Source organism: Plantibacter sp. MPB07 (assembly GCF_046619465.1).
In the GTDB taxonomy this organism is placed as follows: Bacteria; Actinomycetota; Actinomycetes; order Actinomycetales; family Microbacteriaceae; genus Plantibacter; species Plantibacter auratus.
On the sequence record NZ_CP177043.1, the window covers coordinates 1048144 to 1062947 of the forward strand.

Annotated in this window: 13 protein-coding genes; 8 read left to right on the top strand and 5 right to left on the bottom strand. The window is 68.7% G+C overall.

Annotated elements, in window-relative coordinates; genetic code table 11:
* Window positions 1-25: 25 nt before the first annotated feature.
* Window positions 26-319: a DUF4193 domain-containing protein gene (locus ACLIME_RS04925; RefSeq protein WP_056005937.1), complete on the top strand. Its 294-nt coding sequence runs from the start codon at window positions 26-28 to the stop codon at window positions 317-319.
* A 103-nt stretch (window positions 320-422) separates the two neighbouring features.
* Here ACLIME_RS04925 and ACLIME_RS04930 read toward each other — a convergent pair whose 3' ends face one another.
* On the bottom strand, window positions 423-869 hold the full coding sequence (locus ACLIME_RS04930; RefSeq protein ID WP_079705884.1) for a DUF3093 domain-containing protein: 447 nt from the start codon (window positions 867-869) through the stop codon (window positions 423-425).
* A gap of 38 nt (window positions 870-907) precedes the next feature.
* On the opposite strand from ACLIME_RS04930, the gene dut reads away from it, so the two are divergent.
* The 7 genes from dut to ACLIME_RS04965 all read left to right on the top strand — a co-directional run bounded on the left by dut (window position 908) and on the right by ACLIME_RS04965 (window position 9416).
* Window positions 908-1417, top strand: coding sequence for a dUTP diphosphatase (gene dut / locus ACLIME_RS04935; RefSeq protein ID WP_411558345.1), 510 nt, complete (start codon window positions 908-910; stop codon window positions 1415-1417).
* Window positions 1414-2034, top strand: a complete 621-nt coding sequence (locus ACLIME_RS04940) for a DUF3710 domain-containing protein (RefSeq protein WP_086473327.1) — start codon at window positions 1414-1416, stop codon at window positions 2032-2034. Before dut ends, ACLIME_RS04940 begins: the two co-directional genes overlap by 4 nt.
* Window positions 2035-2151: 117 nt before the next feature.
* Window positions 2152-2829 carry a DUF3159 domain-containing protein gene (locus ACLIME_RS04945; protein ID WP_411558346.1) on the top strand — a complete coding sequence of 226 codons (678 nt, stop codon included), beginning with the start codon at window positions 2152-2154 and terminating at the stop codon, window positions 2827-2829.
* A gap of 246 nt (window positions 2830-3075) precedes the next feature.
* Window positions 3076-5895: an aconitate hydratase gene (locus tag ACLIME_RS04950; RefSeq protein WP_124769307.1), complete on the top strand. Its 2820-nt coding sequence runs from the start codon at window positions 3076-3078 to the stop codon at window positions 5893-5895.
* 143 nt (window positions 5896-6038) lie between these two features.
* On the top strand, window positions 6039-8003 hold the full coding sequence (dxs, locus tag ACLIME_RS04955; protein ID WP_411558347.1) for a 1-deoxy-D-xylulose-5-phosphate synthase: 1965 nt from the start codon (window positions 6039-6041) through the stop codon (window positions 8001-8003).
* Window positions 8004-8058: 55 nt separating this feature from the next.
* Entirely contained in the window at window positions 8059-8442 is a 384-nt protein-coding gene (locus tag ACLIME_RS04960) for a MerR family transcriptional regulator (RefSeq protein ID WP_079706306.1), read from the top strand.
* Entirely contained in the window at window positions 8439-9416 is a 978-nt protein-coding gene (locus ACLIME_RS04965) for an aldo/keto reductase (RefSeq protein ID WP_411558348.1), read from the top strand. Before ACLIME_RS04960 ends, ACLIME_RS04965 begins: the two co-directional genes overlap by 4 nt.
* Before the next feature lie 105 nt (window positions 9417-9521).
* On the opposite strand, the gene ACLIME_RS04970 is transcribed toward ACLIME_RS04965, so the two are convergent.
* The 4 genes from ACLIME_RS04970 to ACLIME_RS04985 all read right to left on the bottom strand — a co-directional run bounded on the left by ACLIME_RS04970 (window position 9522) and on the right by ACLIME_RS04985 (window position 14780).
* On the bottom strand, window positions 9522-11663 hold the full coding sequence (locus ACLIME_RS04970) for a 3-hydroxyacyl-CoA dehydrogenase NAD-binding domain-containing protein (RefSeq protein ID WP_411558349.1): 2142 nt from the start codon (window positions 11661-11663) through the stop codon (window positions 9522-9524).
* A complete protein-coding gene (locus ACLIME_RS04975) occupies window positions 11664-12869 on the bottom strand; it encodes a thiolase family protein (protein ID WP_064293790.1) in 1206 nt (401 codons plus the stop codon).
* A gap of 74 nt (window positions 12870-12943) precedes the next feature.
* On the bottom strand, window positions 12944-14191 hold the full coding sequence (locus ACLIME_RS04980; RefSeq protein ID WP_338000152.1) for an HRDC domain-containing protein: 1248 nt from the start codon (window positions 14189-14191) through the stop codon (window positions 12944-12946).
* A complete protein-coding gene (locus ACLIME_RS04985) occupies window positions 14184-14780 on the bottom strand; it encodes a DUF3000 domain-containing protein (RefSeq protein ID WP_079002473.1) in 597 nt (198 codons plus the stop codon). The genes ACLIME_RS04980 and ACLIME_RS04985 overlap by 8 nt, the downstream gene beginning before the upstream one ends.
* Between the last annotated feature and the right edge of the window lie 24 nt (window positions 14781-14804).

The window sequence follows — 14804 nt, forward strand, 5'->3', positions numbered from 1 at the left end:
CGACGGCATCGAGAAGTGGATAGGCATGGCAACTGATTACGACGCTCCCCGCAAGACCGACGACGATTCCGAGTCGATCGAGGCCCTGAAGGAGCGCGTTCCAGACAAGCTGTCCGGAGTCGTCGACTCCGAAGACGCTGACAACCCGGGTGACTACAACCTGGGTGGATCCGACCTCTCCGACCTCGACCTCGACGTCGTCGTGCTCCCGCCCCAGGCGGACGAGTTCACCTGCATGGAGTGCTTCCTCGTGAAGCACCGCTCGCAGCTCGACCACGAGGGCAAGTTCGGCCCGATCTGCGCGGAGTGCGCAGCCTGACAGCACCGCCGCGCGAGCGGCACACGGAACCCCTCCGGATCACGATCCGGAGGGGTTCCGTCGTTGCGGCTTCAATCGGAGACCGATCCAGACTGTGTCCGCCTCAGGCGTGCGTGCGTGCGGCGGCGATCGCATCCGCCAGGGCCTGCGGCCGACGGGACGACAGCAGCCAGTACGGCGTCGGGTCGGCGGGGTCGACGATCTCCACCTTCACGAGGCTGTGCACCCACCCGCGGATCATGAGCCAGGCGCGTGCATCGAGCTTGGTGCGGAGCTGAGCGGTCGCGTCCGTCCCGGTGTACACCACGACCTCACCGATGAACCCGAGCGGGATCGACGCCTTCCCGACCGACAGGCTCGACTCGGAGACCTGGATCCTCGGCGCCGTCCCGAACGCCAGCGCAAGGCACCCGCCGTACAGCACCACCGCCCCGACGATCCCCGCCGCAAGCGAAACGGGCGCGAGGACGAGCATGGTCGCCGGCACCACGAGGGCGAGGGCGATGATGACCCAGGGGCTGGGCCAGAGGGTTTCACGGTACGGCTGCATGTCTGCCTTGTCTCAGAGAACTGCACTACCCTCGATTCGTGACCGAAAGCGTTGACGTACTCATTATCGCGCCGGATCTGCCCGGCTATGCACACCCCGGCGATGCGGGTGCGGATCTCGTGTCCGCCGAGCACGTCGTGCTCGAACCGGGTGAGCGTGCGCTCGTCGGCACCGGCGTCTCGATCGCTCTGCCCGACGGCCATGCCGCGTTCGTCGTCCCGCGAAGCGGGCTCGCAGCGAAACACGGCATCACCGTCGTCAACTCGCCGGGCACGGTCGACGCCGGGTATCGCGGCGAGATCAAGGTCACGCTACTCAACACCGACCGTCACACCTCCTTCACCGTCGAGCCGGGCGACCGCATCGCCCAGCTCATCGTGATGCCGGTGTCCCGGGCCAACTTCATCCCGGTGGAGCGATTGCCAGGCAGTGCTCGAGGAGCAGGAGGCTTCGGTTCGACCGGCGTCGGCTCGCTCGCCACGACATCGGCCGCCACCGACCCAACCATCAGCACCGACGGTGCCGCGCAGACAGGAACCCTCGCATGAGCGAACTCGAAGACCTCCCAGACCTCGACCTCGACGCGGAGCTGCCCGACGACGCGAAGTCCGCACCCGAGGACCGCGAGACCGCCGGCCCGTTCGACGAGAGCGAGGCGAACCCCGTCCGCCCCTACATCGACCTCGGTGGCGTCAAGGTGCTGCCTCGCGAAGGACTGAACCTCCGCCTCGAGGTGGAGGAGGCGACGAAGCGGGTCGTCGCGGTCGGTCTCGACTACGCCGGTTCCACCCTGCAGGTCCAGCCGTTCGCCGCGCCGCGGTCGACCGGCCTGTGGAACGAGACCCGGTCGCAGATCGCCGAGCAGATCGCCCAGCAGGGCGGCACCGTGACCGAGCGCGAGGGCGAGTTCGGCCCGGAGCTCGTCGCCGAGGTGCCGACCGGTGGTGCCGCAGGCACCGACGCGACCCACCTGGCACGCTTCATCGGCGTCGACGGTCCGCGCTGGTTCCTCCGCGGCGTCGTCGCGGGGGAGGGTGCGTCGAAGCCGGACGCCGCAGCGCTCGTGGACGACCTCTTCCGCAGCCTCGTCGTCGTCCGGGGCAACTCGCCCATGCCGCCGCGCGACCTCATCCCGCTGCGTATGCCGACCGCCACGAGCGCGTAGTCGATGACGGACGCACGAGAACCGGAGCCCCGCGGAGTCGACCCGGTCGATCGCCGTGACGCGTCGGGTTCCCCTGATGCCACGGGAGATGCGGATCGGCAGCGGCTCGGTGAATCGATGTCCGCTGCGTTCGGTGCCGCCGCACGCAAGTCCGGTCTGGGCGCGATGGCCGAGGGCGACGCCCCCACCGGCAAAGCGTTGCTGCTCGCCATGGGCGGCGTGCGCGGCATCGTCGAGGCGATCCTGCCAGGACTCCTGTTCCTCGTCGTCTACACGCTGACCCTCGACCTGTTCCCGTCGATCATCGCTCCGGTCGCACTCGGGGTCCTCTTCTCCATTGCACGCCTCGTGCAGCGGCAGCCGGTGACACAGGCCGTCGGCGGCCTCCTCGGCATCGCACTCTCAGCAGCCCTGGCCCTGCTGTCCGGGCGCGCTGAGGACTTCTACGTCGTCGGGTTCTGGACCAACGGCGCCTACGCCGTGGCCCTCCTCGTCTCAGTGCTCGTCGGGTGGCCCGTCGTCGGACTCGTGGCCGGCTACCTCATGGGCAGCGGCACGAGCTGGCGCTCCCACCCCGGACAACGACGCGCCATGCGGTGGCTCACGCTGGTGTGGGTGGCCATGTTCGCCGCACGACTCCTCGTGCAGCTGCCCCTCTATTTCAGTGGGAACGTCGAACTCCTCGGGACGCTCCGGCTCCTCATGGGCATCCCGCTCTACGCACCACTGCTCGTCCTCAGCTGGCTCGTCGTCCGCGCCGTGTTCCCGAAGGCGCCGCAGGCATCCACCGAGTGATCCGCCGAGAGCCCGGCCCGACGCGTCAGCGTGTCTCGGGCCGGGCTCTCGTCATGTCGGGAGGACCCGATCCTCGATGCTAGAATTGTCTCGACATCAAGATAGATGAGCGATGCCGAGATGACACGACGCGCCCCAGCCTGTAGTTAGGCAAGCCTTGCTAGCCGCGGAGCACCCGCCAGCAGCAAGATTGGTCGGAACGCACGTGAGTGAGCACTCGCCGCCGCCAACGAAGGAGAAGACGATATGTCCACCGTGAACAGCTTCGGGGCGAAAGACACCCTGACTGTCGGGACGACCGACTACGAGATCTATCGCATCGACACGGTGGAGGGTCACGAGAAGCTGCCGTTCAGCCTCAAGGTACTCCTCGAGAACCTACTGCGCACCGAGGACGGTGCCAACATCACCGAGGCACACATCCGCGCGATCGGCGACTGGGTTCCGACCGCGGACCCCGACACCGAGATCCAGTTCACCCCGGCTCGCGTCGTCATGCAGGACTTCACCGGCGTGCCGTGCATCGTCGACCTCGCCACCATGCGCGAAGCGGTCGAGGCACTCGGCGGCTCCGCCGACAAGATCAACCCGCTCGCCCCGGCCGAGATGGTCATCGACCACTCGGTCATCGCCGATCTCTTCGGCAGCGAGAACGCGCTCGAGCGCAACGTCGAGCTCGAGTACGAGCGCAACGGCGAGCGGTACCAGTTCCTCCGCTGGGGCCAGACGGCGTTCGACGACTTCAAGGTCGTCCCGCCGGGAACCGGCATCGTGCACCAGGTCAACATCGAGTACCTCGCCCGCGTCACCATGACGCGCGAGGTCGGCGGCGTCCTGCGCGCCTATCCCGACACCTGTGTCGGCACCGACTCGCACACGACCATGGTCAACGGCCTGGGCGTGCTCGGCTGGGGCGTCGGCGGTATCGAGGCGGAGGCCGCCATGCTCGGCCAGCCCGTCTCGATGCTCATCCCGAAGGTCGTCGGCTTCAAGCTGAACGGCTCCATCCCGACGGGTGTCACGGCGACGGACGTCGTCCTCACCATCACCCAGATGCTCCGCAAGCACGGGGTCGTCGGCAAGTTCGTCGAGTTCTACGGAGCAGGCGTCGCCGAGGTGCCGCTCGCGAACCGTGCCACCATCGGCAACATGAGCCCCGAGTTCGGCTCGACGGCCGCCATGTTCCCGATCGACGACGTCACGCTCGACTACCTGCGCCTCACTGGTCGCAGCGACGAGCAGATCGCACTGGTCGAGGCCTACGCCAAGACCCAGAAGCTGTGGCACGACGCCGACCAGGAGCCGGTCTTCAGCGAGTACCTCGAGCTCGACCTCGCCACCGTCGTCCCGTCGATCGCCGGCCCGAAGCGCCCACAGGACCGCATCGAACTGACGGACGCGAAGGCCCAGTTCGAGCGCGACCTCGTCGACTACGCCACGGTCGAGCACGACATCGTCGACCTCGTCGGCGCCGGTTCCTTCCCCGCCTCCGACCCGGCCGGCACCACGCCGCAGGACGAGGACGAGAACAACCACCACCACCACACGCACCGCAGCCACGCTCCGGCATCCCTCTCGAAGCCGACCCAGGTCACCCTCGAGGAGAACGGGGTCGACTTCACCCTCGACCACGGCGCCGTCGCGATCGCCGCGATCACCTCGTGCACCAACACCTCGAACCCGTCGGTCATGCTGGCCGCAGGCCTCCTGGCCCGGAACGCCAGCAAGAAGGGCCTGAAGGCGAAGCCGTGGGTCAAGACCACGCTCGCTCCGGGTTCCAAGGTCGTCACCGACTACTACGCGAAGGCCGGTCTCACCGAGTACCTCGAAGACCTCGGCTTCTACACGGTCGGCTACGGCTGCACGACCTGCATCGGCAACTCCGGTCCGCTGCTCGACGAGATCTCGACCGCCGTCCAGGACAACGACCTCGCCGTCACCGCCGTCCTCTCGGGCAACCGCAACTTCGAGGGCCGGATCAACCCGGACGTCAAGATGAACTACCTGGCGAGCCCGCCGCTCGTCATCGCCTACGCCCTCGCGGGGTCGATGAACTTCGACTTCGAGGTCGACGCCCTGGGTGTCGACGCCGACGGCAACGACATCTTCCTGAAGGACATCTGGCCCGACGCGGCAGAGGTCCAGGACACGATCGACACCTCCATCAACAAGGAGATGTTCGACCACGAGTACAGCGGCGTCTTCGACGGCGACGAGCGCTGGCGTTCGCTCCAGACCCCCGAGGGCTCGACCTTCGAGTGGGACGAGGAGTCGACGTACGTGCGGAAGCCCCCGTACTTCGACGGGATGACCATGGAGACGACCCCCGTCTCCGACATCGTCGGTGCCCGCGTCCTCGCGAAGCTCGGCGACTCGGTCACGACCGACCACATCAGCCCGGCCGGCAACATCAAGGCCGACTCGCCCGCAGGCCGGTACCTCGACGAGCACGGCGTCGGTCGTAAGGACTACAACTCCTACGGCTCGCGCCGCGGCAACCACGAGGTCATGATCCGCGGCACGTTCGCGAACATCCGCCTGAAGAACCAGCTGCTCGACGGCGTGGAGGGCGGCTACACCCGCGACTTCACGCAGGCCGACGCACCGCAGTCGTTCATCTACGACGCGTCGCAGAACTACCAGGCCGAGGGCACGCCCCTCGTCATCTTCGGTGGCAAGGAGTACGGCTCCGGTTCCTCCCGCGACTGGGCGGCCAAGGGCACGAGCCTCCTCGGCGTCAAGGCGGTCATCACCGAGAGCTTCGAGCGCATCCACCGCTCGAACCTCATCGGTATGGGCGTCGTCCCGCTGCAGTTCCCGGAAGGCGAGAGCTGGGCCTCGCTCGGACTCGACGGCACGGAGATCGTGTCGATCGCCGGTCTCGAGGAGCTCAACAACGGCACCACGCCGAAGACGGTCCGCGTGAGCGCCGTCCCGAGCGAGCACTCGGCTCCCGGCAAGGAGCCGGTCGAGTTCGACGCGGTCGTCCGCATCGACACGCCCGGTGAAGCCGACTACTACCGCAACGGCGGCATCCTGCAGTACGTGCTCCGCAGCCTCGTCTGACGACGAGGCTCTACCACCAGGCCGGTCCCGACAGCAACCGTCGGGGCCGGCCTGCGGCGTTCGCCGCCCACCCCGCCCACGACGCGTACACTCGAAAGACGGGCTCCGAGCGATCGGTCGGCCCACGGTGGAGGGACGACAGCATGACAGTGCTCGATCAGGTGAACGGACCCCGGGACCTCGACGGCCTCTCCGAGGCGGAACTCGTCGAACTCGCCGGCGACATCCGCGCCTTCCTCATCGCCAACGTCTCCAAGACCGGCGGACACCTCGGTCCGAACCTCGGCGTCGTCGAACTCACCATCGCGATGCACCGGGTGTTCGACTCCCCGACGGATCCGATGGTGTTCGACACCGGTCACCAGTCCTACGTGCACAAGCTCCTGACCGGCCGTCAGGAGTTCAGCGGGCTCCGGACCCGGGGCGGTCTCGCCGGCTACCCGCAGCGTGCAGAATCCGAGCACGACATCGTCGAGAGTTCGCACGCCTCGAGCTCGCTCAGCTGGGCGGACGGCATCTCCCGCGCCTTCCAGATGACCGGGCAGGACGAGCGCCATGTGGTCGCGGTCGTCGGCGACGGTGCGCTGACGGGCGGCATGACGTGGGAGGCGCTCAACAACATCAGCGACGACAACACCCGCCGGCTCGTCATCATCGTCAACGACAACGGCCGGTCCTACGCGCCGACCATCGGCGGTATGGCGCGGTTCCTGAGCGGTGTGCGGACCCGCCGGAGCTATCGCGACCTGCGCGAGCGCAGCCAGCGGGCCTTCAACCTCCTCGGCGGTCCGGGACGCGCGCTCTATCGGGGCGTCCGCGGAGGCGCCCACGGGTTCCTGTCCCGCCTCACGAACAACGAGGCGCTCTACTCCAACCTCGACATCAAGTACATCGGGCCGGTCGACGGACACGACATCCACGCGATGGAGGAGGCCCTGACCCAGGCGAAGCACTACGGCGCACCGGTGATCGTCCACGCGATCACCGAGAAGGGTCGTGGGTTCCAGCCGGCACGGGACGACGACGCCGATCAGTTCCATGCCGTCGGGGTGATCGACCCCGAGACCGGGGAGCCCGTCGGGGCGGCCGCCCGCCCGTCCTGGACGGCCGTGTTCAGCGAAGAGATGCTCGCGGTGGCCGAGGCCGACGACCGCGTCGTCGCCATCACCGCCGCCATGCTGCGACCGGTCGGGCTCCATGCCTTCGCCGAACGCTTCCCCGAGCGCGTGCACGACGTCGGTATCGCCGAGCAGCACGCCTTCACCTCGGCGGCCGGGCTCGCCTTCGGTGGGCTGCACCCGGTGGTGGCCGTGTACGCGACGTTCGTGAACCGTGCCTTCGACCAACTGCTCATGGACGTCGCGCTGCACCGCGCGGGGGTCACGGTCGTCCTCGACCGCGCCGGCGTGACCGGCCCCGACGGACCGAGCCACCACGGCATCTGGGACCTCGCGATCCTGCAGGTCGTCCCGGGTATCCGGATCGCGGCGCCGCGCGATGGTGAGCGGCTGCGCGAGGAACTGCGCGAGGCCGTGTCGATCGACGACGCCCCGACCGTCATCCGGTTCCCGAAGGGCAGCGCCCCCGCCGAGCTCCCGGCCGTCGAACGTCTCCACGACGGTGTCGACGTCCTCCGGACGACCGAACAGCCGGACGTCCTCATCGTCGCCGTCGGCCCGATGGCGCCCATCGCGATCGACGTGGCGGACCGACTCGCCCAGCAGGGCATCGGCGCGACCGTCGTCGACCCCCGCTGGGTGGTCCCCGTCGCCGAATCGCTCGTCGAGCTCGCCGCGGCGCATCGGCTCGTGATCACCATCGAGGACGGCATCCGCGTCGGAGGTATCGGCACCCGCATCAGGCAGACCCTCCGCGAGGCCGGCGTCGACACGGCCGTCGACGAGCTCGGCGTGCCGGACGAGTTCATCGACCACGCGTCCCGCGAGCAGATCCTCGAGGATGCGGGCCTCACAGCGCAGCAGATCGCCCGCGACGTCGTGGCACAGGTCCTCGGCAGCCGGATCCCCGTCGCCCGCCCACTGCCTGACGACCGCGTCGAGCAGGACACGTCTTCGGAGCGGAGCACGACGAGGCCGCACGGCGCCTGACCGCGGGCTGTGACGCGCTTGACTTCGAGTGCACTCGAAGTCGTATCGTGTGGACATGACCACTCTCCACGAGGGCTACGCCATCTCCGACGTCGCCGAACAAACCGGACTGAGCGTCCACACGCTCCGCTACTACGAGCGCGCAGGGCTCATGCCACGTCCGATCGGCCGCAGCTCATCGACGCACCGCCGCTACAGCGAGGGCGACGTGTCCTGGGTCGTGTTCCTGACGAGGCTCCGATCGACGGGCATGCCGATCGCGACGCTCCGCGAGTACACGGAGTTGGCTCAGCGCGGTGACGACACCGCCGAGGCGAGGCTCGAGCTGCTGCTGCGGCATCGGATCTCGTTCCTGGCCCGCCTCGAGGAGATGCAGCAGTCGCTGGAGGTCATCGATCGCAAGATCGAACTCTACACAGAACAGGTGGCAACACGATGAAGCACATCACACTCGGCACAGCCGGACCAGACATCGCCCGGATCGGCCTCGGCTGCATGGGGATGTCGGCGTTCTACACCGGTGCCGCCCTCGACGATGCGGCGTCGACCGCGACGATCCACCGTGCCCTGGACCTCGGCGTCACCTTCTTCGACACCGCTGAGATGTACGGTCCCTACCTCAACGAGGAACTGCTCGGCGCTGCACTCGGGTCACGCCGGGACGAGGTGACCCTCGCGACCAAGTTCGGGACGATCCGCAATTCCAGTGACGGACAGTTCGGCGCCGATGGCAGCGCCGCGAACGTGCGCCTGTCGATCGAGGGATCGCTGCGCCGGCTCGGGACCGACGTCGTGGACCTCTACTACCTCCACCGCGTGGATCCGGGCGTGCCCATCGAGGAGACGGTGGGTGCACTGTCGGAGCTCGTCACCGAGGGCAAGATCCGGTACATCGGTCTGTCGGAGGCGGCTCCGGAGACGATCCGGCGTGCACACGCCGTGCACCCGGTCACGGCTCTGCAGACGGAGTACTCGCTCTGGAGCCGCGACCCCGAGGCGGAGATCCTGCCGACCGTCCGTGAATTGGGCATCGGCTTCGTCCCGTACTCGCCGCTCGGTCGTGGGTTCCTCACCGGCACGATCCGATCGCTCGACGTGCTCGACGAAACCGACTTCCGTCGCGCCAACCCGCGCTTCACGGGGGACAACCTCGCTGCGAACATCGCGATCGTCGAAGAGGTCGACCGGATCGCCGCGTCGCTCGATGCGACACCGGCCCAGGTGGCGCTCGCCTGGTTGCTGGCCCAGGGCGACGACATCGCGCCGATCCCCGGCACGAAGCGGATCCCGTACCTCGAGGAGAACCTCGGCGCCGACGGGCTCTCCCTGTCGGCCGACGCGCTCGCTCGACTCGACGCACTCCGTCTCCCGGCCGGCGACCGGTATCCGGACATGAGCACCGTCAACCGCTGAGCTCCGGCATGCGCTGAGGGCCGGCGTCGCTCGAGGCTCAACCACGAGAGCGGGGTGCCGTCCACCGATGGTGGAGGACACCCCGCTCTCGCGACACCGCGCGGACTACGCCTGGACGCCCCGGATGGGCGGGTGGTGGAAGGTGTCGCCGAAGGCACGCTCGCTCGCACCGACGCGGTCCAGGTACGGCGTCGCTCCGCCGTCCTGGAACGGCCAACCCGCACCGAGGATGAGCCCGAGGTCGATGTCCTGGGCGGCCGAGACGACGCCCTCGTCCAACATGAGCTTGATCTCCGAGGCGAGGCCGTCCTCGACCCGTCGCAGTATCTCGTCCTCGCTGAGCGGGCTGTCGCCGGTGACGAGCACCTTCTGGGCCTGCTTCGTGAAGCCGGTCACCTTGCCGCCCTTGTCCTTCTCGACCACCGAGTCCAGGCCGGCGAGCCGGTGGAGGTTCTCCGACGCGAAGAACCGGTCGGGGAACTTCCCGACCATCGTGTCCTGCACGTGCGCGGCGACCTTCCAACCGACGAGGTCGATGAGCTGGAAGGGCGTCATCGGCAGGCCGATGGGCGCGAAGGCACGTTCGACCGTCAGCAGCGGGGTGCCGGCGTCCAGGGCGTGCGCCGCCTCACCCATGACCTTCGCCAGGAGTCGGTTGACGATGAAGCCGGGAGCGTCGGCGGTGAGGATGGCGCTCTTCTTCAGCTTCGCCGCGGTGGCGAAGGCCGTCGCGAGCGTCTCGTCGTCCGTCTGGGGTGTGCGGACGACCTCGAGCAACGGCATGACGGCGACCGGATTGAAGAAGTGGAAGCCGACGAGCCGCTCGGGGTGCGCGAGCTTCGCCCCGATCTCCTCGACGGAGAGCGAGGAGGTGTTCGTCGCGAGGACTGCCTGCTCCGAGACGTACTGCTCGACCTCGGCGAAGACGCTCTGCTTGACGCCGACCTCTTCGAAGACGGCCTCGATGACCCAGTCGCAGTCCGCGAAGTCGGCCTTGTCCGTGGTGCCGGACAGGAGCGCCTTCAGGCGGTTCGACTCGTCGGGGGAGATGCGCCCCTTCCCGCGGAGGGTGTCGATCTCGCCGTGGATCCGGGCGACGCCGGCGTCGACGTGGCCCTGGTCGAGGTCGGTGATGACCACCGGCACCTGGAGTCGCCGGAGGAAGAGCAGCGCGAACTGGCTCGCCATGAGCCCGGCCCCGATGATGCCGACCTTGGTGACCCGACGGGCGAGCTGCTTGTCGGGCGCTCCTGCAGGGCGCTTGGCGCGCTTCTGCACGAGATCGAACGCGTACATGCTCGCATGGAACTGGTCGCCGACGATGAGCTCGGACAGCGCCCGGTCCTCCCGCTCGAACCCCTGTGCCTTCGTGCCGCTGCGGGCGGCCTCGAGCAGGTCGAGGGCTGCGTAGGGCGACTTCGCGACCGTGCCGATCTTGCTCTCGAGCATCTTGCGGGCGGTGCTGATCGCGAGCGGCCACTTGATCGTCCGCTCCACCTTGCCCGGCACGTTCTTGCGCTGCACGGTCACGGTGCCACCGAGCACCCCGTCGGCCCAGCGCAACGAGTCCTCGAGGAAGTTGGCGGCGGGGAACATGACGTCCGCGATGCCGTAGGCGAGCGCGTCCTGCGCCTTGAGCATCCGGTTGTTCTTGAGCGGGTTGGAGATGACGACGTTGAGTGCGTTCTCGATGCCGATCAGGTTCGGGAGCAGGTAGGCGCCGCCCCAGCCCGGGATGAGTCCGAGGAACACCTCGGGGAGCGCGATCGCTGGCGCCGAGGCGTCGACGGTCCGGTAGTTCGCGTTGAGGCCGATCTCGAGTCCGCCACCGAGCGCGAGTCCGTTGATGAAGACGAAGGTCGGTACGCCGAGGTCCTCGAGCTTGCCGAAGACATGGTGGCCGAGCTGCGCGAGCTTGGTCGCGACCTCACTGGACGGGATGTCGCCGACCTTGCTCAGATCGGCGCCGGCCGCCAGGATGAACGGCTTGCCCGTGATGGCGACGCCGTCGATCTCGCCGGATGCGGCACGGGTCCGTTGCGCCTCGAGGACGCCGTCGAGCTCGAGCAGCGTGACCGGGCCGAGCGTGTTCGGCCTCGTGTGGTCGCGTCCGTTGTCGAGGGTGATGAGCGCGATCGTGCGTCCGCTCGCCATGGTGACGTCCTTGACGAAGGAGCGCGTCACGACCTCGTCGTCGCCGCTGATCGCGACGAGTTCCGAGAAGTCGATGGTCGTGTAGTCGGTCATCTACTTGCGTCCCTTCTTGCCGGTGAAGTACGGGTTCTCCCAGATCACGGTGCCGCCCTGGCCGAGGCCGACGCACATCGCCGTGAGGCCGTAGCGCACCTCGGGGTGCTCGGCGAACTGCGCCGCGAGCTGGATCATGAGTCGGACGCCGGAGGCTGCGAGCGGGTGCCCGACGGCGATCGCGCCACCCCACGGGTTCACCCGCGGGTCCTCGTCGTCGATGCCGAAGTGGTCGAGGAAGGAGAGCACCTGGACGGCGAAGGCCTCGTTCAGTTCGAACAGACCGATGTCCTCGATCGACAGACCGGCCTTCCGCAGAGCCTTCTCCGTGGAGGGGACGGGACCGATGCCCATGATCTCGGGCTCGACGCCCGCGAACGCGAAGCTGACGAGGCGCATCTTCGGCGTGAGACCGAGCTCCTTCGCCGTCGAGGCACTGGCGAGCAGACTCACCGTGGCGCCGTCGGTCAGCGGCGAGGCATTGCCTGCGGTGACACGGCCGTGGGGCCGGAACGGCGTCTTCAGTCCGGCGAGCCCCTCCATCGTGGTCTCGGGCCGGAGCCCTTCGTCGCCGGTGGCGAGTCCCCATCCGCTGTCGCTCCGGAGCGCGACCGGGACGAGGTCGGGCTGGATCCGTCCGGCCTCGTAGGCGGCCGCGACCTTCTGCTGGCTGCGCATGCCGAAGCGGTCGGAGCGTTCCTTCGTGAGCTGCGGGAACCGGTCGTGGATGCGCTCGGCCGTCTTGCCCATGTTCAGCGCGTCCTCACTGACGAGGCGCTCGGCGAGGAACCGCGGGTTCGGGTCGGCGTCCAGCCCCATGGGGTGACGTCCCATGTGCTCGACGCCACCGGCGAGGACGAGGTCGTAGGCACCGAATGCGATGCCGCTGCCAAGCGTCGTGACCGAGGTCATCGCTCCGGCGCACATGCGGTCGATCGCGAATCCGGGGACGGACTTCGGGAGGCCGGCGAGCAGCGCGGCGGTGCGGCCGAGCGTGAGCCCCTGGTCGCCCTGCTGGGTCGTCGCCGCGATGGCGACCTCGTCGATGCGGTCGAGCGGCAGACCAGGATGACGTTCGAGCAGTCCGATGATCGCCTTGACGATCAGGTCGTCAGCCCGGGTGTTCCAATACATGCCCTTTTCGCCGGCTCGTCCGAACGGTGTCCGGACTCCATCAACGAATACGACGTCGGCTTGTTCGGCCACGTTGCCTCCTCATTCTCGGGGTACGCCCCGATCCTAGGCGGCAGACACGGGTGGACACCCGGGTGCAGCGCTTCCTACGAAGCGTCCGGGTCAGGCTCCACCGGGGATTGGGCCGACTCGACAAAGGCGTCGGTGATCGCCCGGGCGGTCGCGTCGATCTGCCAGGGGCGTGCCTCGTGCTCGGCGAGTGCCGCGGCGACCGTCTCGACGGTGAGCGGTTCGGGCGGCGTCCAGGCCAGTCGGCGCAGCGTCTCCGGCGTGAGCAGGTTCTCGACCGGCATCGTCAGGAACTCCGCCGTCGCGAGGATCTTCGTCCGTGCCGCGGTGTACCTGGCGTGCGCGTCCGGGTTCTTGTCGGACCAGCTGCGCGGGGGTGGCAGCGTGTCGCTCGCCGGTCGGGCACCGGGGAGGTCCTCGGTGGTCTGGCCGGTGTGGATCGCGTTCCACCAGAGGTCGAGTTCGGTGCGGCTCGCGCGCCCACGGAAGTCCGAGAGCGCTGCGAGGTCGCGCTTCGAGGTGGGGTTGGCCTTCGCGGCCGCGGTGATCGAGGCGTCGGGGATGAGCCGCCCGGGGGCGGTGTCGCGGCGCTGCGCGAGTTCGTCGCGCGCGACCCAGAGCTCGCGAGCGACGGCGAGGTTGCGTTGTCCGCGCACGGCGTGGAGTCCGGAGAGGCGGCGCCAGGGCTCGGCGCGGGGTGCCTTCGCCTCTCGGGCGAGCGTCGCCTGGAACTCCTGGCGCGCGATGTCGCTCTTCCCGGCGTCCTCGATGCGGGCTGCCAGCTCCTCCGCGGCGTCGACGAGCAGCTCGACGTCGAGCGCCGCGTATTCGAGCCAGGAGGCGGGGAGCGGGCGGGTCGACCAGTCGGCGGCGGAGTGCTCTTTCGCCAGATGGATGCCCAACAGTTCCTCGACCACTGCGCCGAGCCCGACACGCGGCAGCCCGAGCAGACGGGCCCCCAGCTCGGTGTCGAAGAGCTCGCTCGGGTCGACGCCCACCTCGCGGAGGCAGGCGAGGTCCTGGCTGGCCGCGTGCAGGATCGAGCGTTCACCCTGGATCAGGGCGCCGAGTTCGGCCATGGAGCCGATGGCGGGCGGGTCGTAGAGGAAGACCCCGGCACCGCGACGGTAGACCTGGATGAGGTAGGCCCGCTGGGAGTACCGGTAACCCGACGCGCGTTCGGCGTCGAGCGCGAACGGTCCGTGACCCGCGGCGAGTACCTCGAGTGAGGCGAGGTAGGCCTCGCGGGTGTCGGTGACGACCCGCGGTGCGGTGGGCGCGGGCGGGGGGAGGAGCGGTGCTGATTCAGGCGCCGCGTCACTCACGGTGAGCTCGTTTGACGGACAACAGGGAGACCCCTTCGGTGGTCGGAGGCAAGCCGGCGAGCATGCACAGCAGCTCTCCCCATCCTTCCACGTGCGCCGCGACGTCGCTCTCCAGCGGTGTCCACGACGCTCGAAGCTCGATCTGTGCGCCGTCGCCCTGCCGGGCGAGCTCCCCGAAACCACTCGAGATGATCTTCGTCGCGGTGCCGGACGCCGCCTGGTAGGAGGCGCCGCGGGTGTCGAGGGCGTCCACGAGCCAGGACCAGGCGACCTCGGCAAGGAACGGGTCGAGTCCGATCTCGGTCTCCAGGGGGGCCTGGGCGAAGCAGACGACGCGGAAGCGTCCACCCCAGGCGTCAGAGCCGTCCGGGTCGTAGAGGAGGACGAACCGCCCCGTACCGAGGTCGGAGTCGGCATCGTGGCGACTCGGTGAGACGTCGGCCGCGAGGGCGATGGCGAACGGCGCGAGATTGCTCGGCGCGGGGATCTCCGTGACTCTCAGATCGGGCCGGACGGCTGCAGCGCGAACAGCGTCCACCGCTCGGGCGAACTCTTCGGGAACCTTTGCCGTCGTCGGACTCTCTACCACGAGTGAAGACTAGAGTTACATCCC